Annotated in this window: 20 protein-coding genes; 13 read left to right on the forward strand and 7 right to left on the reverse strand. The window is 42.6% G+C overall.

Annotated features, from left to right (window positions below; translation table 11 throughout):
* The first annotated feature begins 137 nt into the window (after nt 1-137).
* On the forward strand, nt 138-338 hold the full coding sequence (locus DXB54_RS07315; RefSeq protein ID WP_021938245.1) for a cold-shock protein: 201 nt from the start codon (nt 138-140) through the stop codon (nt 336-338).
* Nucleotides 339-551: 213 nt separating this feature from the next.
* On the opposite strand, the gene DXB54_RS07320 is transcribed toward DXB54_RS07315, so the two are convergent.
* The 4 genes from DXB54_RS07320 to DXB54_RS07335 are packed head-to-tail and all read right to left on the reverse strand — an operon-like array spanning nt 552 to nt 3,561.
* The gene (locus DXB54_RS07320) at nt 552-1,487 is read right to left on the reverse strand and encodes a thiamine pyrophosphate-dependent enzyme (protein WP_021938244.1); all 936 of its coding nucleotides are present in this window, start codon (nt 1,485-1,487) and stop codon (nt 552-554) included.
* Between the two features lie 13 nt (nt 1,488-1,500).
* On the reverse strand, nt 1,501-2,682 hold the full coding sequence (gene porA, locus DXB54_RS07325; protein WP_118694749.1) for a pyruvate ferredoxin oxidoreductase: 1,182 nt from the start codon (nt 2,680-2,682) through the stop codon (nt 1,501-1,503).
* A gap of 1 nt (nt 2,683) precedes the next feature.
* The gene (locus DXB54_RS07330) at nt 2,684-2,986 is read right to left on the reverse strand and encodes a 4Fe-4S binding protein (protein ID WP_021938242.1); all 303 of its coding nucleotides are present in this window, start codon (nt 2,984-2,986) and stop codon (nt 2,684-2,686) included.
* Nucleotides 2,986-3,561 carry a 2-oxoacid:acceptor oxidoreductase family protein gene (locus DXB54_RS07335; protein WP_021938241.1) on the reverse strand — a complete coding sequence of 192 codons (576 nt, stop codon included), beginning with the start codon at nt 3,559-3,561 and terminating at the stop codon, nt 2,986-2,988. Before DXB54_RS07335 ends, DXB54_RS07330 begins: the two co-directional genes overlap by 1 nt.
* A gap of 349 nt (nt 3,562-3,910) precedes the next feature.
* Between DXB54_RS07335 and DXB54_RS07340 the strand changes: the two genes are divergently transcribed.
* From DXB54_RS07340 to DXB54_RS07350, 3 genes are all read left to right on the forward strand, one after another.
* On the forward strand, nt 3,911-5,176 hold the full coding sequence (locus DXB54_RS07340) for a transglutaminase domain-containing protein (protein ID WP_118694750.1): 1,266 nt from the start codon (nt 3,911-3,913) through the stop codon (nt 5,174-5,176).
* 148 nt (nt 5,177-5,324) lie between these two features.
* On the forward strand, nt 5,325-7,610 hold the full coding sequence (locus tag DXB54_RS07345; protein WP_021938239.1) for a hydratase: 2,286 nt from the start codon (nt 5,325-5,327) through the stop codon (nt 7,608-7,610).
* Nucleotides 7,611-7,894: 284 nt separating this feature from the next.
* Complete coding sequence (locus DXB54_RS07350) at nt 7,895-9,550, forward strand: hypothetical protein (RefSeq protein WP_118694751.1); 1,656 nt, start codon at nt 7,895-7,897, stop codon at nt 9,548-9,550.
* Nucleotides 9,551-9,758: 208 nt separating this feature from the next.
* Here the strand turns inward: DXB54_RS07350 and DXB54_RS07355 are convergent, their stop codons facing one another.
* Nucleotides 9,759-10,694 (reverse strand): SPFH domain-containing protein, encoded by a 936-nt coding sequence (locus tag DXB54_RS07355; protein ID WP_021938237.1) that lies wholly within the window; start codon nt 10,692-10,694, stop codon nt 9,759-9,761.
* Between the two features lie 62 nt (nt 10,695-10,756).
* Nucleotides 10,757-11,194 carry an NfeD family protein gene (locus tag DXB54_RS07360; RefSeq protein WP_021938236.1) on the reverse strand — a complete coding sequence of 146 codons (438 nt, stop codon included), beginning with the start codon at nt 11,192-11,194 and terminating at the stop codon, nt 10,757-10,759.
* A 372-nt stretch (nt 11,195-11,566) separates the two neighbouring features.
* Between DXB54_RS07360 and DXB54_RS07365 the strand changes: the two genes are divergently transcribed.
* On the forward strand, nt 11,567-12,994 hold the full coding sequence (locus DXB54_RS07365) for an AI-2E family transporter (protein WP_118694752.1): 1,428 nt from the start codon (nt 11,567-11,569) through the stop codon (nt 12,992-12,994).
* 157 nt (nt 12,995-13,151) lie between these two features.
* Here DXB54_RS07365 and DXB54_RS07370 read toward each other — a convergent pair whose 3' ends face one another.
* Complete coding sequence (locus tag DXB54_RS07370) at nt 13,152-13,337, reverse strand: DUF4250 domain-containing protein (protein WP_021938234.1); 186 nt, start codon at nt 13,335-13,337, stop codon at nt 13,152-13,154.
* A gap of 256 nt (nt 13,338-13,593) precedes the next feature.
* Between DXB54_RS07370 and DXB54_RS07375 the strand changes: the two genes are divergently transcribed.
* From DXB54_RS07375 to DXB54_RS07415, 8 genes are all read left to right on the forward strand, one after another.
* Entirely contained in the window at nt 13,594-15,240 is a 1,647-nt protein-coding gene (locus DXB54_RS07375; RefSeq protein ID WP_118694753.1) for a putative polysaccharide biosynthesis protein, read from the forward strand.
* A 235-nt stretch (nt 15,241-15,475) separates the two neighbouring features.
* On the forward strand, nt 15,476-17,152 hold the full coding sequence (locus DXB54_RS07380; RefSeq protein WP_118694754.1) for a serine/threonine protein kinase: 1,677 nt from the start codon (nt 15,476-15,478) through the stop codon (nt 17,150-17,152).
* 21 nt (nt 17,153-17,173) lie between these two features.
* Nucleotides 17,174-18,952 carry a hypothetical protein gene (locus DXB54_RS07385; RefSeq protein WP_118694755.1) on the forward strand — a complete coding sequence of 593 codons (1,779 nt, stop codon included), beginning with the start codon at nt 17,174-17,176 and terminating at the stop codon, nt 18,950-18,952.
* Nucleotides 18,953-19,166: 214 nt separating this feature from the next.
* Nucleotides 19,167-19,496 carry a hypothetical protein gene (locus DXB54_RS07390; RefSeq protein ID WP_021938230.1) on the forward strand — a complete coding sequence of 110 codons (330 nt, stop codon included), beginning with the start codon at nt 19,167-19,169 and terminating at the stop codon, nt 19,494-19,496.
* A 19-nt stretch (nt 19,497-19,515) separates the two neighbouring features.
* Nucleotides 19,516-20,514, forward strand: coding sequence for a hypothetical protein (locus DXB54_RS07395; RefSeq protein WP_118694756.1), 999 nt, complete (start codon nt 19,516-19,518; stop codon nt 20,512-20,514).
* Nucleotides 20,515-20,526: 12 nt separating this feature from the next.
* The gene (locus DXB54_RS07400) at nt 20,527-21,102 is read left to right on the forward strand and encodes an FHA domain-containing protein (RefSeq protein ID WP_118694757.1); all 576 of its coding nucleotides are present in this window, start codon (nt 20,527-20,529) and stop codon (nt 21,100-21,102) included.
* A gap of 370 nt (nt 21,103-21,472) precedes the next feature.
* Nucleotides 21,473-21,787, forward strand: a complete 315-nt coding sequence (locus tag DXB54_RS07410; protein WP_243104778.1) for a hypothetical protein — start codon at nt 21,473-21,475, stop codon at nt 21,785-21,787.
* Nucleotides 21,788-21,799: 12 nt separating this feature from the next.
* A complete protein-coding gene (locus DXB54_RS07415) occupies nt 21,800-22,060 on the forward strand; it encodes a uroporphyrin-III methyltransferase (RefSeq protein WP_118694758.1) in 261 nt (86 codons plus the stop codon).
* Nucleotides 22,061-22,080 lie beyond the last annotated feature (20 nt).

Raw genomic sequence — 22,080 nt, forward strand, 5'->3', positions numbered from 1 at the left:
ATAGAACATAGTGGTTCTGTGTCCTTTTGTTGTTTTCTGTTCGAATGTGTGTTGGGTTTTCTGTGAAGATTCGGCATGCAGCGTCATCCTAATGAGATTATTAGTGGGTTGATGTTAAATGTAAGGAGGTATATGTAATGAAAACAGGAACAGTAAAATGGTTTAATGCAAAGAAGGGCTATGGCTTCATCAGCGATGAGAACGGAACAGATATTTTCGTTCATTTCTCAGCACTTAACATGGATGGCTTCAAGGTTCTTGAAGAAGGCGACAAGGTTGAGTATGAAGTTATAGATGGCGAGAAGGGTCCACAGGCAGCAAACGTAACAAAGCTGTAAGGTCATTGGCTCTGCTCTATATATAGAGATTTACGAGAAATACCGGAAAAGTTAGCTGTTAGTTTGAAGCTGAAAAAATCCTGCAATATCACCTGATGATTGGAATTCCAATACATAACAGGTCTGATACGCAGGATTTTTATTTTATGATTACAGCAACCCTTGCTGTGGCAATTAAAATGATTGTTGTATCTTATTCATTACTTAATTCACTTAATTCTTAGAACATCTGAAGAGGAGCTCTTCCCATCTTCTGTCTACCTCTTCCTGATACTGAACAAGAAGGTTCTCGTTCTCAGGCTTGAAGAGGTGCTTGAATCTTCCCTGGGTTCTTAAGAAGTCCTCAATAGGGAGCTTTTTCTTAGGAGAGTAGGAGAGGATCCATTTGCCCTCAATAACCTCAAACAGTGGCCAGTAGCAGGTCTCAACAGCAAGCTTGCAGATATCCATGATCTTTTCTGTAGGATATCTCCAGCCTCTAGGACATGGAGCCATAACATTAAGGAAGGCAGCACCCGGTGTATAGATGGCTTTTTCTGACTTCTCGTAGAGATCACGCATATTTCCTATAAGGGTCGTCTGACCCACATATGGAATGTCATGGGCAGCCATAACCTGTGCAAGATCCTTACGGTTCTGCATTTTACCGTTTGACTGGGTACCTACAGGAGTTGTGGTTGTATCAGCATACATAGGAGTAGCTGATGAACGCTGGATACCAGTGTTCATGTATGCACCGTTGTCGTAGCATACATATACCATGTCGTGATTTCGTTCCATGGCACCTGACAGTGACTGGAGACCGATATCGTATGTACCGCCGTCGCCTCCAAAGGTTATGAATTTATAAGTATCGTCTATTTTGCCCTTCTTTTTAAGGACGTGATATGCAGTTTCAACACCTGAAAGGGTAGCACCTGCATTTTCAAATGCATTGTGGATGTAGCTGTCCTCATAGGCTGTGTAAGGATACATGAAGGTTGAAACCTCAAGACATCCTGTGGCATTACCTATAACAGCCTTATCACCCTCGTGAAGGGCACGGAGTACATTTCTTACTGTGATGGTACCGCCGCAGCCTGCACACATTCTATGACCTGGAGCAAGACGCTCAGGCTTATTCATTACTTCTTTAAAATTATATGCCATTTCATCTTACCTCCTATTTTCTAAGTCCTATATACCGATACTGTGGAAGCTTGGTTCCGTTCTCGATCATATCTTCAAGTTCAGCGTATACCTGCTTAGCTTCATCTACAGTGTAATCACGACCGCCCAGACCGTATATATAGCTGACAGCCTTTGTGGTAAGTCCTGCGTCGTAGAAATGCTCCTTAATCTCTGCTGAGAGAGGGCCGCCACCGGCTCTGAAGCCTTCTGATCTGTCTAATATGGCAACTGCTTTTGTGTGGGACAGTGCCTTGGCAATCTCATCGCCAGGGAATGGTCTGAATACACGAAGCTTAAGAAGACCAACCTTCTTGCCCTGATTTCTAAGTTCATCTATGGCATCCTTTGTGGTACCTGCTGCAGAACCTATCATGACAATGGCGTAATCAGCGTCCTCAAGTCTGTATTCCTCGAAGAAGCCGTACTGTCTTCCTGTCATCCGGGCAAATTCATCTGCCACATCAAGAATGACTTTTTTGGCATTCTTCATTGCCTCGTTCTGTGCCATCTTGGTCTCCATGTAGAATGGGGAAGTGGCATAAGGTCCCATAGCCATAGGCATTTTAGGATTTAAGAGATACTGCTCAGGCTCATATTCGCCTACGAACTTCTTGACCTGGTCTGTCTCAATAAGCTCAATATTCTCTACAGCATGGCTTGTGATGAATCCATCCTGGCATACCATGATAGGAAGTCTTACATCCTTATGTTCTGCGATTCTGTAAGCCTGGACGAAGTTATCATATACCTCCTGATTGTTCTCTGCATATATCTGGATCCATCCTGTATCCCTTGCACCCATACTGTCTGAGTGATCACAGTTGATATTGATAGGACCGGATAAGGCTCTGTTTACAAGTGCAAGAGCCAGAGGAAGTCTGTTGGAAGCTGCCACATAAAGCTCCTCCCACATAAGAGCCATACCACATGAGGATGTGGCTGTAAGAGTACGGCAGCCGGCAGCCTCTGCACCGATGGCAGCACTCATGGCACTGTGTTCACTCTCCACAGGAATAAATTCTGTATCGATCTCTCCGTTGGAGATAAAAGTAGAAACAAACTGAGGTATCTCAGTTGAAGGAGTGATAGGGAATGCAGGCATTACATCAGGGTTGATCTGCTTGATAGCATGTGCAACCGCCTCATTTCCGGATAAGCGTTCTCTGATACCCATATTATTTGCCCTCCTTCATTGTGATGGCACCGAACTTACACTGGTATGCACATATACCACAGCCCTTGCAGTGGTCAAGGTCAAATGCAAGCCTTTTGCCGCTTATTACAGGTATACAACTGTCAGGACACACAGGCGCACATAAAAGACAGTGTACACATTTGCTTTCATCTATAACAGGGGTTGCAGTTCTCCATTCACCGGTATTAAAAGCCTTTGAAGTTCCGCCGCCATATACCTGATTACCGGGAGTGATATCCTGATATCTGGTTTTTTCATGGATTTTGCTGATATCTGTTCTCATTATTTTGTTACCTCCGCAAATGCAAGCTCAAGTGCCTTCATGTTGCCTTCGATAACTTCAGGCTTCTTGGCGAATTTGTGCTTGTATGAAACTCTCATGTCTGCAAGAAAGGCATCCTTCTCCATGATACCGCTGACTGCAACGATGGCAGCAAGCATAGGAGAGTTAGGGAAGTTCTTTCCCAGAGTCTGCATGGAGATCTCCCTTGCATCAAGTGTATATACTTTACCCTTATATCCGTTAAGGTGAGGGCGTATCTCGTCGGCACTCTTTGGAGTATTTACAACGATAGCACCATCCTCCTTAAGACCGGCAGTAACATCAACAGATTCAATAAGTGATTCATCTACAACAACTACATACAGTGGAGTGTAGATATTAGAATGAACCCTGATAGGGTCGCTGCTTATTCTGTTATAAGCTGTGATTGGGGCACCCATACGCTCCGGACCATACTCAGGAAATCCCTGAACATATTTGCCTGTTTTAAAGGCAACGTCTGCAAGCAAAAGGGCTGCTGTCTTGGCACCTTGACCGCCACGGCCGTGCCATCTTATTTCGATTGTGTCCTTCACTTTCGCATCTCCTTGTGTAATACAAATATGACAAATATGACGAAAAAACATTGATAACCGCCATATAAACCCGATTATTGATAAAAAATCATAATCTATACAATTATATCATGTGTAAGAAATCTGTAAAGTGGGAAGTTTACAGGGAGACTTGGATATATTTCATATGAAAGAACAGTAATTCCTGCGATTAAGACAGGTAAGAATTCATAAATCATGATTTAATGGAGGAGGCACCCTGTAATTTGTATATTTTCCAGGGGGAATATATGTGATAAAATAGACGTGTATATTCGGAATTAAGGCAAATGTTAAATGAGCCGATATTAAATGGGAGGAGAAATTAAAAATGAAGCTGACAGGAAGGAAGAAAAAGAGCAAGAGCAGACTGGTCATAGAGATCATAGTCCTTGTTATAATCGCATACAACATTATACTTAGGGCTATTCCGGTATCATTTGGAGTTATTTCCAATGATGACGATGCAAATGATGCGGTGGTAAGAGGCGCACTGAGATACAGTAATTCATTTTCAATTAAGACTGAAAATGATCCGTATCTTGACTACCAGTGGATCCTTGATGGCATCATGGAGAAGAACATGTATGCCGGCGGTGAGTTCTATGCATTCAGTTATACCACAAGAGACAAGGGAGATTATTGCAACGTAAAGATAAATATAAGGCGCATGAGCAGAGTGAAGAGCATGCTTGTTAATTTAAGGACAACTCTCATTGCGAATAAGATCAAAGGCCTTTCCGATTATGAAAAGGTAAAGGCGGTCCATGACTATATTATATTACATAATGAGTACGATATAGCTGCCGGAGGATCCTTTAATGCACTGTATATCGGCGGTTCAAGCTGTAACGGCTATGCCCTTTCCTTCTACATGATAATGAAAAAAGCGGGAGTTCCCGTTACCTGTGAATATGGATATGGAAATGGTGGCGAACATCTGTGGAACAGGGTAAAGGTAGACGGTTACTGGTATAACATAGACCTTACCTGGGACGACCATGGCGGCAACCGGGTAGGCTATGAGTATTTCCTTAAGAGTGACGCGGATTTTGGTGATCATGAAACTGAAAATACCCGTGAGAACCAGGACGGACCGGACGCAACGGAGTCCCATCCGGTAACAGGAAAGTCGGCTGAGGAATACGCAGACATGTTCCCGAATTATAATCTCATAATGATAGTGATCATAGTGGTTATCATAGCAGGATCATTTGCACTGTATTTATGGCTTCTTGACAGAAAGATGAAGAGAGAAAAAATAGAAAAGCAGAAAATAGAAGAGTATGAGGAACAGTTAAGGCGGGAGAATATGCAGGAACGCTTGAAGAACATGTCCATAGGAGAAGATGTGTTTAGCAGCGGAGAGAAAGCCAATCTTTATGGTGATATATCAGGTGACTATGAAAATTTATCGAAAGTATCTGGGGCTGATGAAGATAATGCCCATAATAAGACAGTAGATGATGGTCAGAAGAATACAATGGGTGATGCGAGTTCTGAGGACGCTCAAAGTAATACGCGCTCCAGTGAAGCGGATTTAGGTAATAAGAATGAACCGCCTTCAACCGGCAGCAAGTTCAGGCTTAAAGATTAATTCCTGACGATAATTTTTGTTCACAAGTATATGATATTGTGATAAAATATATCAGGCCTTTCATGAAAATGGATAGGGGATATTACAAAACAGATTCAGATAACATCGGTCCCGTGCAGTCTGATGTTTGAGATTAGGAGGAACAGACATGATTAACTTATTTGAACATGGTGCTTATCTTTTAAACGGTAAGGAACTTGTGGAAGATAATGCAGACGCTGCAGCAATACTTTCATCCAAGCTCGGAAGTGCACCATCAAAGGAAGAAGCCTCAAAGAATACCATGGCATATGGAATCCTTGAGAAGCATAATACTTCAGGCAATATGGAGAACCTTAAGATAAAGTTTGATAAGATGACTTCCCACGATATAACATTTGTAGGAATCATCCAGACAGCAAGAGCGTCAGGACTTAAGGAATTTCCTATTCCATATGTACTTACAAACTGTCACAACTCACTTTGTGCGGTAGGTGGAACCATCAATGAGGATGACCACATGTTTGGACTTTCCTGTGCCAAGAAATTCGGTGGTGTATATGTACCACCTCATCAGGCAGTAATACATCAGTACGCAAGAGAAATGCTTGCAGAGTGCGGAGCAATGATACTTGGTTCTGATTCACATACACGTTATGGAGCCTTAGGTACAATGGCTATCGGTGAAGGCGGCGGAGAGCTGGCAAAGCAGCTTCTCTGTAAGACCTATGATGTTGCAAGACCGGGCGTAGTAGCTATTTACCTTGACGGCGAGGTTGCCAGGGGCGTAGGTCCTCAGGATGTGGCTCTTGCCATAATCGGTGCAACATTTGGCTGTGGTTATGTTAAGAATAAGGTAATGGAGTTTGTGGGACCTGGTGTTGATAAGCTTTCGGCAGACTTCCGTATCGGTATAGACGTAATGACAACAGAGACCACATGTCTGTCATCAATCTGGAAGACTGATGAGAAGATCAAGGAGTGGTACGATGTTCACTACAGACCGGAAGCATATAAGGAAATGAATCCCGGTGACGTGGCATATTACGATGGCGTTGTATATGTAGATCTTTCAAAGATCAAGCCAATGATCGCCATGCCATTCCATCCAAGTAATACATACACTATCGAGGACGTAAATGCCAATCTTGCAGATGTTCTTGCAGATGTTGAGAAGAGAGCACTTGTAAGCCTTGACGGTAAGGTCGATTACTCATTAAAGGATAAGGTAAGAAACGGTAAGCTTTATGTAGATCAGGGTATCATCGCAGGCTGTGCCGGTGGTGGCTTTGAGAATATCTGTGAGGCTGCCGATATAATAAGAGGAAAGAGCATAGGTGATGATGAGTTCACATTATCAGTATACCCTGCTTCAACTCCTATATATATGGAGCTTGCTAAGAATGGTGTTCTTGCAGACCTCATTGAGACAGGTGCCATTGTCAAGACTGCATTCTGTGGACCATGTTTCGGTGCAGGAGATACTCCGGCAAATAATGCATTTTCAATCAGACATTCAACACGTAACTTCCCTAACAGAGAGGGCTCAAAGATACAGAATGGTCAGATATCATCAGTTGCTCTTATGGACGCACGTTCTATTGCAGCAACAGCGGCAAATAAGGGATATCTTACACCTGCAACTGATCTTGATGTTGAGTACAAGGGACAGAAGTATTTCTTCGACAGAAATATCTACGACAGAAGAGTATATAACGGAGTAGGAAAGGCAGACCCAAGTGTAGAGATCAAGTTTGGTCCGAATATCAAGGACTGGCCTGAGATGGTTGCCCTTACAGACAATCTTGTCCTCAAGGTTGCGTCAGTTATACATGACCCTGTAACCACAACAGACGAGCTTATCCCATCAGGTGAGACTTCATCATACAGATCAAATCCTCTTGGACTTGCAGAGTTCACCCTTTCAAGAAAGGATCCTGAATATGTAGGCCGTGCAAAGGCAGTTCAGGCAGTAGAGAAGGTGAGAGAGTCCGGTGAGTGCATGGGTAAGGCTTATCCATGGATGAAGGATATCATGCACACTATCAAAGATAGATACCCTGATGTATGCGGATCAAATACAGGCGTAGGAAGCACAATATTCGCAGTTAAGCCGGGAGACGGTTCGGCCCGTGAGCAGGCTGCTTCATGCCAGAAGGTATTAGGCGGCTGGGCAAATATCGCCAAGGAGTACGCAACCAAGAGATATCGTTCAAACCTTATCAACTGGGGTATGCTTCCGTTTGTAATTGAGAAGGACTTTGATTTTGAAAATGATGACTGTATCTTCATTCCTGGCATTAGACAGGCAGTGATAAACAAGGATGAGGTTATCAAGGCATATGTGGTCAACAAGGATTTCGCAGAGCTTGAGCTTAAGCTTGGTTCTCTCACAGACGACGAGAGACAGATAATCGTTGACGGATGTCTCATCAACTACTACAAGCACAACTAAAACATAATATAAAAGATGATCTATCAGCCCATTTGGAATTTTGAAAATTGAATTTTAAATGGGCTGAAATTAGATTATTGTAATGATGTCGGAGACATCGTTACGCTGCAGCAACCCTTGCCGTAGGAAGCACCAAGTGTCGAAGACACATTTAGAATGGTGCTGACGACTTGCCGCCGAGTGTAAACGAGGGGGCGTTACCAAACAGGCAATTTCAATGGTTGCTGCTCCAATACCCAAGCGGGGCATAGGATTAAGAATATGATGTAAGAAGGGGGCGTAGAATGAAAGCGGTATGTAAAACCTGTGGCAAGAAATTTGATCCGGATAAGACGGATTTTCTCTGCCCGAAATGCGGTGCCTGGTATATAACAGGAAATCATTACGACATTGGAAATGAAAACAACCAGGGCACTATCTATGATTGTGATGACTGTGATCATGAGAACAAGATGGCGTCTAAAGAACCAAAGTGTCATGACACATTTTCAGGAGACGGCGGCCAGACCTGGGATAGTAACGGAAGTGACAGCACAGACCGGACATTCAACAGTTCTGCCAATAGTGGCACAGGTCAAACATGGGGCGGCAACGGAAGCAATGGCACCAGCCGGACTTGGAGCACCACCGGCGACAATGGCAGCAAAAAAGTCATCGTCGGTCCGAATGGAGACATGACCAAAGCGGCAAAGAAGATGATCGGACTGGCAGCTGTGATAATAATAATCGTCAGCATAGGAATTGTTGCGGTATCTGTTTTTATGGCAATGACCGGAGATTATGATGATGAGTATTATGATAACGAATATTACGATGACGGATATTACGGCGATGAAAACCATGACGATGGGTACTATGGCTCTGATGATGAAGATATAGTATCAGATGACCATATGGAAGGCGATGGATTTGGCAGTAACGATTACGTTGACTCTGATTACATTGATTCCGATTACTATGACTCCGTAAATGTATATGACAAGGGCAGTGATCTTAATGTTATGGACTATTCCTACGGAGAGGCTATAGCCGGACTTAATGGTGATATGGGCATCCTTTTGACCGTAGATGAGCCGGTGATTGTTGATTCAGGGAATCTTGATATCCCTGAAGGGTGTATACTTTACAGGGTTCATTATAGTTATATTTATCCAAGTGGATACAATTCTGATTCTGATTATGGTTATGGGGATTCTGTGGGTGTACCGGAGCTTTATATGTATACAAAGTCGGGAACCTTTCTCAAACCTCTTGATGCGGTGGAAAGACTTGAATTGTTTTCCTATGATCAGGACAAATATGTGGAGATTGGTGACAGTAGAAGTGGCATATATGCAGGAGATGGAAATTTGTTTTTTATTACCACAAATGTAGATTATGATTACCTTGTGGTGTACGATATGGTGGATGAAACGGAAACTGAAAATCAGACTGAAGAAATGATATGTCTGGTGGGCAGTCCTCTTCAGGAGATGGAGTGGCCAGGTATACCGGAGAATGCTTCCAATACATCAGGATTTATGTTTGATTTGTACAGTCTTCCATACATTGAGAAGATAGAGCCGGGTACTGTAGTGGATCTGCCTGTATACAAGGATTTTGACCTGACAGAGTATGCCGCTGACAATGATCTGCCGGATGTAGATGAGTATGACTGCTATGTGGTAGGAATGAATTGGGTGAACTATACAGACAGGACTCTGAGTTTCCCTTACATCACCGGTATAAATTTTGACTCCGGAGACGGTGTGAGTGTAAGCCAGATAAAGTACTACGAAAATGAAGATCAGTATATCCCACCTGCTTCCGTGGCTGCAAGATACTATCTGGTATTCATGCCGAAGGACGCAGAGCCAACGCTGACAGTAATCTTCTATAATAGTAAGGCGGACGATTTGAGTATAAGCTTAATGAATGAGCATACCTTCACTCTTAAGTAAAAAAGAAGAAGCAAAAGAAAATCCCGGGTGGCGGAGGACATACGAATATGTCATAACCGCTACACGGGATTTTTCAAATATACTTTTAAAATCAATTCAAACAGGATCAATAATATCAAATTACAAGTATAAATCATCGACATTAGGTCATTCATATCAAACGATTAATATCAATGCCTGTGTCGGTTTTATGATCGTTAGATCTCTGTTAGTTATCCTTCTTGGCAACCTCAACAAGTGATGAAGCAAGACCTGCGATTCCCTGTATTTCTGATGGAATGATGATCTTTGTTGACTTGCCGTCTGCAGCCTTGGCAAATGCTTCAAGACTCTTGATGGTAAGGACCTGATTAGAAGGTGACGATTCATTTAATGCTCTGATACCATCAGCGTTAGCCTGCTGTACTGCAAGTATAGCCTGGGCCTGACCTTCGGCTTCCTTAATAGTTGCTTCCTTCTTAGCTTCTGCACGAAGTATCTGTGATTCCTTCTCGGCCTCAGCCTCAAGGATAAGTGACTGCTTATTACCTTCTGCAATAAGGATCTTTGACTTCTTCTCACCTTCTGCACGGAGGATCTGCTCACGTCTTTCACGCTCTGCTTTCATCTGCTTCTCCATTGCATCCTGAATGGCAGCAGGTGGAATGATGTTCTTTAACTCAACACGGTTTACCTTTATTCCCCAAGGATCAGTAGCCTCGTCAAGAGTAGATCTCATTTTGGTGTTGATCGTCTCTCTCGATGTAAGCGTCTGGTCAAGCTCAAGATCACCGATGATGTTACGAAGAGTAGTAGCCGTAAGATTTTCTATAGCCATGATAGGATTTTCAACACCATAGCAGAAAAGCTTAGGGTCTGTGATCTGGAAGAATACGACTGTATCAATTCGCATTGTAACGTTATCCTTTGTGATAACCGGCTGTGGAGCGAAGTCAACAACCTGCTCCTTTAAGGTTACCCTTCTGGCAACCTTGTCGATAATAGGTGCTTTCATGTGAAGACCAACTGACCATGTACCATTATAGGTGCCAAGTCTTTCTATTACGTATGCATGTGCCTGTGGCACGATTTTGATTGTACTGAGAATGATTACTATTACTACAAATACGAGAATGGTTAGAATAACTCCGATAGCTCCGTCCATTTTAAATACCTCCTAAGTTTAAAACTAAATCTTTTTTTGTATAAATTACTAATGGGTTAAAATCAGTTTCCTTTTCTGACTATAGCCTTCACACCGGAAATGGCTGTGATTTCAACCTCAGTTCCCATTGGTATGGGTTCGTCATCAACTGAACGGGCCGTCCATTCCAGACCATTAATTTTTATCTGCCCCTTTGAATTTACGTTATCAATGTCGGCAGTGACCAGTGCTTTTTTGCCTATCAACCCGTCTATATTGGTTTTTGCCAGCTTTTTCTGGTTAAGGAATCTCCTGGCAAATGGTCTTGTTACTGCAAGCAGTACAAGCGATGTAATGGCGAATACAAGAATCTGGATAGTATAATCCACCTTGAACAGGGAAAGTATTCCTGCAATCAGTGCACCGCCGGCAAACCATATTGATGTAAGACCAAGAGTCATAATTTCTGCTATAGTACAGAATATAAATATTGCAGACCAGAAAATGAGTTGAGCTAACATAATAAACACCCCCTTTGTAAATGTCAGTTTATCTGCAATGCAGATTTAAAATTGCAACTCATGGCTATATTTTACTATGTAATATATATATGTACAATGATTTTTTGTGAAACGAAAAAATGCTTTAAAGGGTAAATACAGCACTTTAAAAATTCCGGCAGCCCAACACAGAAGCATTGTATCCTGTTAATATAAATTCTATGTAATGATCAGTTGAAAAAGGGATAAAGACATGTCATTTCTTAAAAATAAATAATATAAAATTGACAGTTCACTATTGCTATAAAAATAAAATAATATTATAATTCCTGTGTATACAGAGACGAAAATTAGAGAGAAACATAAAAGTATTTTAGTTGTGGGAGTGAAAAGATGTCAGAAGAAAGAAAAAAGAGGATATTCAGGGTGGCATTTACTGTTCTTGGAATCATAGTTGCTGCACTTGTTATTAACAAATTGCTGGATTCCTGGACGGGAGTAAAGGCGGTCGGAAGTAAGATCACCAGTGCTGCTGCACCTATAATAGTGGGTGCGGTTATTGCTTTTTTGATGAATCCTGTACTGGTGTTTTTTGACAGGTTGTTTCTTACTTTGTTTGAGGACAGACTCATAAAAACAAGAAAGAAAGCTAAGAAAGCTTCAAGGACATGTTCTGTAATAATTACTGTAATACTATTCCTGGGTATAATAGCTGGACTTCTGTGGATGGTTATCCCACAGTTATATGAGAGTATAAAATTACTTATCAGTAACATGGATACATACTATGACAACATAATGAAAAATATTGATATGTTGTACGCCAAGTTCAAAAAAACGAATATACCTGAGAGTGATCTTAAGAAGGTCGTAAATACCGTATATGGGAAGATGAATACCTGGATAAACAAAGATTTTCTTCCGAATCTTGATCAGATAGCACTTAAGCTTGGAACGGGACTTATGGGCGGTCTTAAGTTCGTGTACAACTTCTTCCTTGGAATAATTGCTTCTATATATATTATGTTCAACAAAGAATATCTTTCCACAAGAATGAAGAAGATCATTTATGCAACCTTCAGTGTTAAGAAAGCAAATCTTGTTATGGACGGCGTTGAGTGTACAAGCAGGATATTCAGCCAGTTTATCGGCGGCAAGATTCTGGATTCCATAATAATAGGACTTATAACATTTATTGTCACTACTATCGTGAAGATACCTTATGCACTTCTGGTCAGTGCCATAGTCGGAGTTACAAATGTAATTCCGTTCTTCGGTCCGATCATAGGTGCGGTACCTTGTGTGATCATAGTGCTGATTGCGGATCCTATCATGAGTGTCATCCTTCTGCTCATCATTCTTATAATCCAGCAGTTTGACGGAAATGTACTGGGACCTAAGATCTTAGGCGATGTTACGGGACTCTCAAGCTTCTGGGTACTCACATCGGTTGTTGTGGGTGGCGGATTATTTGGCTTTTATGGAATGCTGCTTGGTGTTCCTGTATTTGCCTGCTGTTACATGTACATAAACAGGGTGTGTACCGGTAAGCTTATGGAGAAGACAAATGTGTATAATACCGCAGACTTTGATAATCTTAAGAGAATCGATGAAGCTACCGGCAATGGAATATATATGACAGAGGATGAGCTTGATATAAGGTTTAAGAAGAAAACTCCTGAAGAAAAGGCAGCCATAAAGCTTGCTAAGGAAGAAAAGAAAAAGTCGTCTGTGGCAGGTAAGATCAAGAATCAGATCCACAAGATGGAAGCGCATCATGAGGCTAAGAAAGCCGTAGAGCATAAAGAAAAAGAAAATTAATAGAAAAGGTGGGGCTGTTTTATCAGACCCACCTCTTTTTCTGTAAGGATGTCTTTAACATCGTTACATCGCAGCAAGCCTTGCCGTAGGAAGTACCAAGTGCCGAAGACACATTTAGAATAGTTGCTGTTCCATTTAATTGATCATGCCGAATGATTTACACAAATTTGTTAAGGCTGCTGTCGTATTCATAATCTATCTTGGACAGTGCGGATGAGATATCCTCGGGCTTAACATTAAAATTTTCACAGAAGGCTTCCAGTGAAGGGAAGTCGTCCCTCAGCTTGGTATTTACAAAGCTTAGCAGTATCATAGGATCTTTGGGAAGGTCTTTATAGTTCATGTTTTTCTCCTTTATAACTTTATTTTATGGTATCATGCATAAATCAGATATGGCAGGAAATACATTAATAAAAATATACACTTGAAGTATTTTCATATATGTGTGATAATTCCAACTGCATGTGTTATGCTGATACATATAATATATTTTTCAATGTAGCATAATACATATATACCATTTAATTGGTCTGATGTTAAGGGGAAAGATGTGCTTCGGGGATTATTTCAGAATTAATTGTTGGCAGGAGACATGTGTAATGAGCGATAATACATCAAAAAATAAAGAGAGGCGGGCGTCAGGCTTTGCAGCCCAGGCGGCAATCCTTGCGGGAGCAGGAATTGTATCAAGGATAATCGGAGTACTGTATCGTTCCCCATTGTTCCATATAATAGGAGATGAAGGAAATGGTTATTATGGATCCGCGTATGCAATATATGCCATGATCCTTATGGTATCAACATATAGTATTCCTACGGCAGTTTCCAAGATCATATCCGGCAAGCTTGCCATGAAGGAATACAAGAGTGCAAGACAGGTATTTAAGTGCTCACTGGTTTATGTGGCTGTAGTGGGAGCCGTTGCGGCGGGACTCACATATATATTTGCACCGGTGCTTGTTAAAGAACAGCCCAATGCACTGCCTTGTATGAAATTATTTGCACCTACCATATTCCTTGCGGGATTTCTCGGAGTATACAGAGGATATCTTCAGGCGTACAACACCATGGTGCCCACCTCCATATCCCAGATTATAGAGCAGTTGGTAAATGCTGTTGTCAGCGTGGTAGCAGCGTATTTCTTTTCACTTCCATTCACAAAGGGAACCACAGAATACGCCATGCATGGCGCGCAGGGCTCAGCATTGGGAACCGGAATGGGAGTTGTGGCAGGTCTTATCTTTATTCTTATTGCTTATGGCAGCAGGAGAAAAGAGATAATGAAGACTGTGGAGATGGACACAAAGCATGAGGAGGAGTCATATACACGTCTGCTCAAACAGATATTCTTCATTGTTACACCTATAATAATCGCCTCATTTGTCTACAACATAACAACAACTGTAGATATGAAGATTTTCTACGGAATATTGAACACCAAGCATGTGGATACTGTTTACTCTGCAAATATGTACGGAATCTTCTCAGGTCAGTACACTGTGCTGATAAATCTTCCGGTATCTATTGCGTCGGCAGTAGGCACGGCACTTATACCAAGTATTTCTGCGGAATATACAAAGGGAGATAAGAAGAGTGCGGAAAAGGTATTCAATCAGTCCTTAAGTATGACAATGCTTGTGACTATACCTTGCGCAGTCGGTATGGCAGTGCTGGCAGAACCGGTGGTACAGCTGCTGTTTCGTGGGGCCACAAAGACTGCGTCCAGTGCTCTGACTGCAGGTGCAATAGCAGTGGTATTTTATGCAATGTCAACTGTGACCAACAGTGTTCTTCAGGGAATAGGTAAGGTTATGGCGCCGGTTATCAATTCAGCATTTGCACTGGTGATACACATAATAATCCTTGTGCCTATATTGTTTGCAACGGAGCTTAACATATATGCACTGGTCATCGGAACAGTGGTATATTCATTTATAATGTGTGTGTTAAACGGCATTTCAGTGAAGAAATCCATCGGAGCTACCATGGATGTGAAGAAGATATTCGTGGCACCTGCCATAGCTTCGCTGTTCATGGGAATTGCAGCCTGGGGCAGCTACCAGCTTATATACAGGATCGTACACATTAATTCGGTATCCCTGATCATTGCGGTGATCATTGCCATTGTATTCTACTTTATGTGCATACTTGGACTTGGAGTGTATAAGGAGGACGACCTCTTAAGACTTCCAAAGGGAAATCTTGTGGTTAAGCTTGCGAAGAAGCTCCATATGTTAAGAGACTAAGAATAGCGGGGAATAAAAAGAAGGACGAACGTCCTTCTTTTTATTTTGTTATGGTAACGAGAATGCTGCAGCATGGCTGCAGGTTTGAATTTGGCGACTGCTTATCAGCAGATAAAACTCACAAAGCGTGTTTTGTTGCTACCCAAATGCAGAAAAGCATAGTAAAATAAAGATTTAGGAAGACTTGCAATATAAACGGCTGATGAACGTATAAAGATAAAAGGAAATTAAACCTATGGAAGAATATTGGCTGGCTCCGGGAATCTGTATTGATGGCGGCAAATACCGCATTGAAAAGGTTCTTGGAGATGGTGGATTTGGAATTACATATCTTGGGTGCGACGAGAGGCTTGGAAGGAAGGTTGCTATCAAGGAATTTTACCTGAAGGGTTGCTGCTACAGGAGATCCGGAAGCCTTATGGTATACGCCAGTGATGAAAAGAAGACTGTGTTTGAAAAGGCGAAGGCACAGTTCATCAAGGAGGGCAGGGTATTGGCACTTCTTGGAGAACAGGCAGGCGTGGTGAATGTATATACATTTGCAGAGGAGAATAACACAGCTTATCTGGTGATGGAATATGTGGAGGGGCAGTCTCTTGACGAATATGTGAAAGCCGGAGGGGGAAAGCTTTCTGTTTCCCGTACTCTTGCCATAATGAAGCCTGTGATACATGCCCTGGCAGGGATTCATAAAAGAGGTGTCATACATCGTGATATAAGTCCGGATAACATTATGATAACTGCTGACAGGAAGGTTAAGCTAATTGATTTCGGAGCGGCAAGGCAGTATGGGGATTATAACGAGGACAAGGTTTTTAAGGGGGGCTACACGCCCCTTGAACAGGTATCTGCAAATGGCCAGGTGGGACCGTATTCAGACATATATTCCGTCTGTGCAACCATGTACACCTGTATATCAGGCAGGATGGTTACGCCTGCCCGGGAAAGACTTAGGCATGACGATCTGCAGACTTTTTCCAAGCTGGGGATTGATGTAAAACCATCTGTGGAGGCTGCCATAATGAAGGGGCTGGCATTGTATCCGGAGAACAGAGGGGCACAGAATGGAGAAGACCTGTATAAGCTTTTGTATGAAGAAGTGCCATCAAAGACACAGAAAGATACCGGGGTAGTAAATGCGGTAAATAAGATGATTGCTGATGTGAAGCAGGATCAGAAAAATGACCGGAAGAAAAAGAGGGTTGCCGGAATTGTAATTGCAGTTGGCTTGGTGGCACTGGTGGTTCTGTTTCTGGTAACCGGCGGATGGCATTTTCTGCATAGAACCCCCAATGATATTGAACATGAAAAGGATGGCAGTATTGAACAAATAAAAGACAGCGGCAGTGAAAATATAGATGACGGTGAGGATGCAGATAATGGTGAAACTGCATATGACAGTGAAATTGATGATAACGATGAAGGTATAGATGATGGTGAAGAAATAGGTGGTTATGAAAAAACTGAAGCCGGCGATGAGAAAGTGACTTCCGAAGCTATGGAACAATATGGTGAAGGAGTATATGCCCTCTATCAGGATGTTCATAATGTCAATGACATAGAATTTGTCAGGGACGAAAATCTTAAAGCGGCGGCAAAATGGGCAGCGGAAGCTGCTGTCAGTGAAGCGGAGGCTTCCGGGTACAGCAATGAAGCTGAACTGAATGCAATATTAAGAAAGGCAGGAAATGAAGCACTGCTGGAGTTTAAAGAATACAGTGCAGGCTGGTTGATATATACATTTGCAGAGAAGACAGATGTGCAGGTAGTAAAGGCGGCTCTTGACGGATATGTAGATAATATGAATGAGGAAAATGAGGGAGCACTGACTCTTGATAACTGTGAAAGTCTGGGAATCGGCGTTGCCCGGGCAGATGACGGAACATATTTTTTCGCGGTGTTCTACAGATAAATAACGGAAGGGAAGAAACGTATGGATTCAGCTATTAGCAGGCAGATAGAAAAATTCAAGATGGGAGATTTCAGCGGCTATCAGGAGTTCTATGATGAGACGGTGAGGACGGCCTATACAATGCTCCGCACCATCATCCCGGATGAGCAGATGGCACTGGCACAGATACCGGCTGTTTATGACAGTATGTATAAAAATGTAAATGAACTTGAACGTACGGAGCTTTTCTATGAGTGGATGGGAAAGCAGGTAAATGATGTGTCATTGCAGTGTGTTGATACAGATATTTCCGGTGATGGTAATGTAGATGATGGCAGTACAAATGATAAAAGTACATGTGATGAAGGTTCAGGAGAGGAAGCTTTCTTCGATTATGCGGCAGAGGATGAGGCTCTTACCATAACAGAAGAACAGGCAGGAGATGTAACATTTGCAGGGAGATTACAGCAGATAGTTGATGGACTTACACCTATGGAGAAGATAGTGTTCCAGAAATACTATTACTTTGGTGAGAGGACAGGAGACATTGCCGCGAAAACAGGATTGACGAATGCAGTCATAAAAAATATCCTGAAGAACACAAGGACGGCAATAGTTTCAGCTATTGAAGATACAGCTACTGAGGAAACAGGCGAACAAAAAAAATACAGCCTGAAAAATGTTCCGTGGCTGTGGATCATGTTCCGGAATAACGTGGCAGGAACAGTGGGGCTTCCTTATGTGGGACTGTCAGAGTTTATGATGGGGATAGGTGGCAGCTCAGGCGTGACTTCAGGCGCTGCAGGACAGACACCGGGTAGTGCCCCGGGAGGTGCTGCAGGACAGACACCGGGTAGTGCTCCGGGAGGTGCTGCAGGACAGGTGTCTTCCGGCATGGCAAAAAGTGCTCATGGGCTTGGCAGGATGATGGGAACCCTCGGAGGAAAGATCACGGTGGGAGTAATATCTGCTGCGGTGTTGGTGGCTATCGGCGTGGGTGTTCATCATGTCCTGACGGACAAAAATGACTCAGATAAAAACAGTGCAGGTAAAAATGGGGAAGACTATGTGGGTACGGTACTTCCGGAGGGTGATACCGGTGACACATCTGACCAGTGGGCTCAGGAGCAGCCGGAAGATATAGAAGAGGATGGTGCAAAGACCAGATTTGAGGGTATGCTTGATCAGGCCAGAGACACAGTAGAGAGATATCAGCAGACCGGTGAAACAGATGACTATTATATGGTATATAAGGATCCTAAGAAGGACTGTCTCTATGCAGTTTATGATGTGGACGGAGACGGCGAGGATGAGCTGTTGCTTGGCTGTTGGGATGAAGAGTCCCGCCAGGTGGAGCTTCGCAATATAATATATGAGGATACCACTACAGTCCATGAGGACATGACCTACTACTGCGGCGATACAAAGCTGGCAGTTTTCGTGAGACGGGAGGATGATTATGAGCTTGTTACATACAAGCATGATAGTGAGTATGACGATGACTCATATCTTAAGATATTACAGGATGGAACGTGGAGATATTATAATGTAGGCTACGTGGAAGCCACAGACATCACTATAGGAAATGAAACCGGAGGAAGCTTCGGAGAGGAGAATTATAAAAACTGCGATCATGATTTTCTTATAGATCATATTAACGATGACTATTTCAGTGGTTATTATACTGAGATCTCCGAGGCACAGTGGAATGAAAAGCAGCAGGAATATTCCTATACCGGGTTAGAGTGGAAGCCTTTATTTTCCGATGAAACAATATTGACGGATGATCCGGACATACCTGACAGTGACGGAAGATTTTAAGACACACACCTGTGTAAACTTCGCATGGAAGAAAATTTTATACAGGTGTAAACTTCACACGGAAGCAAAATTCATACAGTTGTAAACTTCTCACAGAAGCGAAATACCTGCAAGTGTAAACTTCACCTGAAAACACTTCTCTTTGGTTCTTGTATTATAAGTACATCAGCAGGAGCTGAAAATATTTTATATATGATCAGGAGGAGAAGAGAAGATGAAGAGAATTGAAATCGCGCAGTACATAGCAGTAGGAGCAACATGTTTGGTGGTGATATCATTTATACTGGCGAAGATCACAGGAGCAAACTTTTTTGTGTCGCTGATGGGACTTGGCGTTATGGGAGGAATGGTTTCCTATTTCTTCGGAGGCTTTGGAACAGCGGTGAGGATGTCAGGAAAGATAGCAAAATGGGGCTGGCTGATACTGCCATTTCCATATGATATCATGACAGGAATCGTAGCATTTATATTTTCTATCATGATATTTATATTTGTGCCGATCATACCTGTAAGAAAGGCATACAAAGAACAGATGATGGAGTAAATAACCCAAGAGGTCCGGTATGGATAAAAGTACAGAAACGAAATACATAAAAGAAGAAATTGAAAAATGTGAGGAACTTTCTGACCTTAAGGAAAGGATACTTCCAATGCTTAAGTCCCAGCAGGAGCTGTGGGCAGAGAAGATAAGGCAGGTCATAGAAGAGAGCGGCTGCAGCAAAACAGCATTTGCAAAGAAATGCAATGTGAGCCGGGTGGCAGTGGATAAATGGTGTAAAGGCGCGGTTCCGAGAAACCGAGAGACATTTTTGAGGATAGGCCTTGCAGCAGGCTATGAACTGGCAAGAATGAATCAGCTTCTTGCCAGATACGGCAGATATCCGGAGCTTTATTCCAAGAGCCTTGAGGACTGCGTGTGCATATATGTCATAAGCAGTCCCGGAGATGTTGATATGGTGGAGAGCTATGATTACATATTGGAGCGGATCAGGACCAATATGGTGGAGGACGAGATTATGCCTGTTCCTGATATATGTACGGCACAATTCGCGGAGAGACTGGCGCAGGTTCATGGTGAGGACGCATTGGCACAGTTTATCTATGATAACATTGCAGCTTTTTCCACAGCGTACCAGAAGTTCTATGCATATGTGAAGATGTATGTAACTATAAATTATCAGAGATACTCATCAAGCATTGCCAATCTGGCGGACGGACAGGGGTGGTCCTCATCCCTTAAGCAGTGCGTGTCTGCCATAAGACAGAACAAATGGTATCCCACCAGAAATAAGATACTGTCCCTGGGGCTGCACCTGAGTATGGATCGGGAGCAGATTGATGAAATGCTGACGCTGGCACACATGGAACCGCTGTGCGCCAAGAACCCCTTTGAGAGCGTGATTATCTTTATACTGGAGGATGCCAGTCTTAACAACATACTTGATACGGACTCGGAGGAATTTGACCCGGACGAACTGTGCAGGTATGCGAAGGAGGTCCTGAGCGGACTTGATCTTCCGGAGGTTGATACATTCATATCGGAGCTTAATATTGATATGTAAGGATATATTGGAATGAAAAATAATCTGATTGTAATTGAAAATGGTCAATTAAATACTTATTTGCTTGATACCAGAGTGAGCTGGGAGGTGGGCAGGCTGTCAAAGGATAATACACCTGACATTGCCATGCATGCCACAACTGTCAGCCGCAGGCAGGGCAAATTTCAGAATATGGATGGGATATGGTTCTACATGGATTACAATCCAACAAACAGAACCTTTAGGAATGGCAGGAAGCTTACCGGGGGGCTTAACGGAAGAGTGAGACCTGTGATGGTGTCTGACGGAGACTCATTTATGTTTGGTGGCGGTGATAAGCCGATGGTGTGTCCCGGAACCGTGTGGGCTTTTTTCTCTGAAAATTCCTACGATACTCCATGGCGTGCTGTGGCAACGGCGGGTTTTGATAAGCTGGTGGTCATGGATGATGAAGCTGGTGGCAGAAAGTATCAGTATGAGGATCTCCATCCGGGCAAGGTGCTTGCGTGTCAAAAGGGTATGGCGATCTATATGGGAGATATAACATATGTGACGGGAAAGATTAAGCTTATGGGAGCGAAACGGAGAGGGCAGAAGCTGAGCCAGTGAAAGCAGAGGTTGTATACTCTCCAATGGTTGCTGAACCACAGGAGTATCAGTATAATGCAGATGCATTTGAGCTAGAGGTGTGGATGAGGTGAAGCAGAAAGCGACACATAAGGAAGTATCAAAGGTAAGGGAAGATAAAGCCAGATAGTTGTGAGGACGTGGGAGAAATCCTGCGTCCTTTTCTTGTCGCCTGAAATGCGACACATAAGAAATGGTTCTTGTTATAATTATCATAGCACATGAAATAAGAATCGTTTGAACTCATAGCTGTCCTTTTTATTGGACACATGGTGTGCGTATAATGTAAGTACAAAGAACTTTGAAGAGAACTTTAAAACATGTAAAAATTGTTTGGAAGGAGCTGATTGATATGAAAAAAGAAGGATATAGCTGCCCGGGATTATTTGGCACAATGAATCATTATGATGCGAATGGCAATAAAATTGGAGAGAGCACACCGGGATTCTTTGGTGGTATGAATAACTATGATGCTAATGGACATAAAGTAGGACATAGCAGTCCCGGATTGTTCGGTACAATGAATCATTATGATAATAGTGGTCAAAAAGTAGGACACAGCAACCCTGGATTGTTTGGAAGTGTCAACACATATGATAATAATGGACATAAGACAAGCCATAGTGACAGAGGTTTGTTTGGCGGATTCAATCATTACGAAAATTAGGAGGATAGGGATATGTTAGGAAAAGATGGAAGATTATATGATTCGGATTTTGATTTTGATGGAGATGGAAAACTTAATGCTTATGAGTATTCTGTAATGGATGATGTGGTTTTCGGTCATGAGGATACGCATACAAGTGAGGAGGATGAACTGGAAGATGATTTATCCTTGGCAGGATTAGATGCAACAGAGCTTGAATATATGGATGCAGATGAGAGAAGAGAGGCATTGGAGGATGCCGGCTTAGATCCGTATGACTATGATTTTGACTGAGATTTTTTCAAAGGAGGCTG

The sequence above is a fragment of the Coprococcus sp. OM04-5BH genome (assembly GCF_003482105.1).
Taxonomy (GTDB): domain Bacteria; phylum Bacillota; class Clostridia; order Lachnospirales; family Lachnospiraceae; genus Coprococcus.

Bases quoted from the DNA above. Each gene is read 5' to 3' on its own strand.
- DXB54_RS07315 (WP_021938245.1), top strand. From the start codon at position 138: ATGAAAACAGGAACAGTAAAATGGTTTAATGCAAAGAAGGGCTATGGC.
- DXB54_RS07320 (WP_021938244.1), bottom strand. From the start codon at position 1,487: ATGGCATATAATTTTAAAGAAGTAATGAATAAGCCTGAGCGTCTTGCT.
- porA (WP_118694749.1), bottom strand. From the start codon at position 2,682: ATGGGTATCAGAGAACGCTTATCCGGAAATGAGGCGGTTGCACATGCT.
- DXB54_RS07330 (WP_021938242.1), bottom strand. From the start codon at position 2,986: ATGAGAACAGATATCAGCAAAATCCATGAAAAAACCAGATATCAGGAT.
- DXB54_RS07340 (WP_118694750.1), top strand. From the start codon at position 3,911: ATGAAGCTGACAGGAAGGAAGAAAAAGAGCAAGAGCAGACTGGTCATA.
- DXB54_RS07345 (WP_021938239.1), top strand. From the start codon at position 5,325: ATGATTAACTTATTTGAACATGGTGCTTATCTTTTAAACGGTAAGGAA.
- DXB54_RS07350 (WP_118694751.1), top strand. From the start codon at position 7,895: ATGAAAGCGGTATGTAAAACCTGTGGCAAGAAATTTGATCCGGATAAG.
- DXB54_RS07355 (WP_021938237.1), bottom strand. From the start codon at position 10,694: ATGGACGGAGCTATCGGAGTTATTCTAACCATTCTCGTATTTGTAGTA.
- DXB54_RS07360 (WP_021938236.1), bottom strand. From the start codon at position 11,194: ATGTTAGCTCAACTCATTTTCTGGTCTGCAATATTTATATTCTGTACT.
- DXB54_RS07365 (WP_118694752.1), top strand. From the start codon at position 11,567: ATGTCAGAAGAAAGAAAAAAGAGGATATTCAGGGTGGCATTTACTGTT.
- DXB54_RS07370 (WP_021938234.1), bottom strand. From the start codon at position 13,337: ATGAACTATAAAGACCTTCCCAAAGATCCTATGATACTGCTAAGCTTT.
- DXB54_RS07375 (WP_118694753.1), top strand. From the start codon at position 13,594: ATGAGCGATAATACATCAAAAAATAAAGAGAGGCGGGCGTCAGGCTTT.
- DXB54_RS07380 (WP_118694754.1), top strand. From the start codon at position 15,476: ATGGAAGAATATTGGCTGGCTCCGGGAATCTGTATTGATGGCGGCAAA.
- DXB54_RS07385 (WP_118694755.1), top strand. From the start codon at position 17,174: ATGGATTCAGCTATTAGCAGGCAGATAGAAAAATTCAAGATGGGAGAT.
- DXB54_RS07390 (WP_021938230.1), top strand. From the start codon at position 19,167: ATGAAGAGAATTGAAATCGCGCAGTACATAGCAGTAGGAGCAACATGT.
- DXB54_RS07395 (WP_118694756.1), top strand. From the start codon at position 19,516: ATGGATAAAAGTACAGAAACGAAATACATAAAAGAAGAAATTGAAAAA.
- DXB54_RS07400 (WP_118694757.1), top strand. From the start codon at position 20,527: ATGAAAAATAATCTGATTGTAATTGAAAATGGTCAATTAAATACTTAT.
- DXB54_RS07410 (WP_243104778.1), top strand. From the start codon at position 21,473: ATGAAAAAAGAAGGATATAGCTGCCCGGGATTATTTGGCACAATGAAT.
- DXB54_RS07415 (WP_118694758.1), top strand. From the start codon at position 21,800: ATGTTAGGAAAAGATGGAAGATTATATGATTCGGATTTTGATTTTGAT.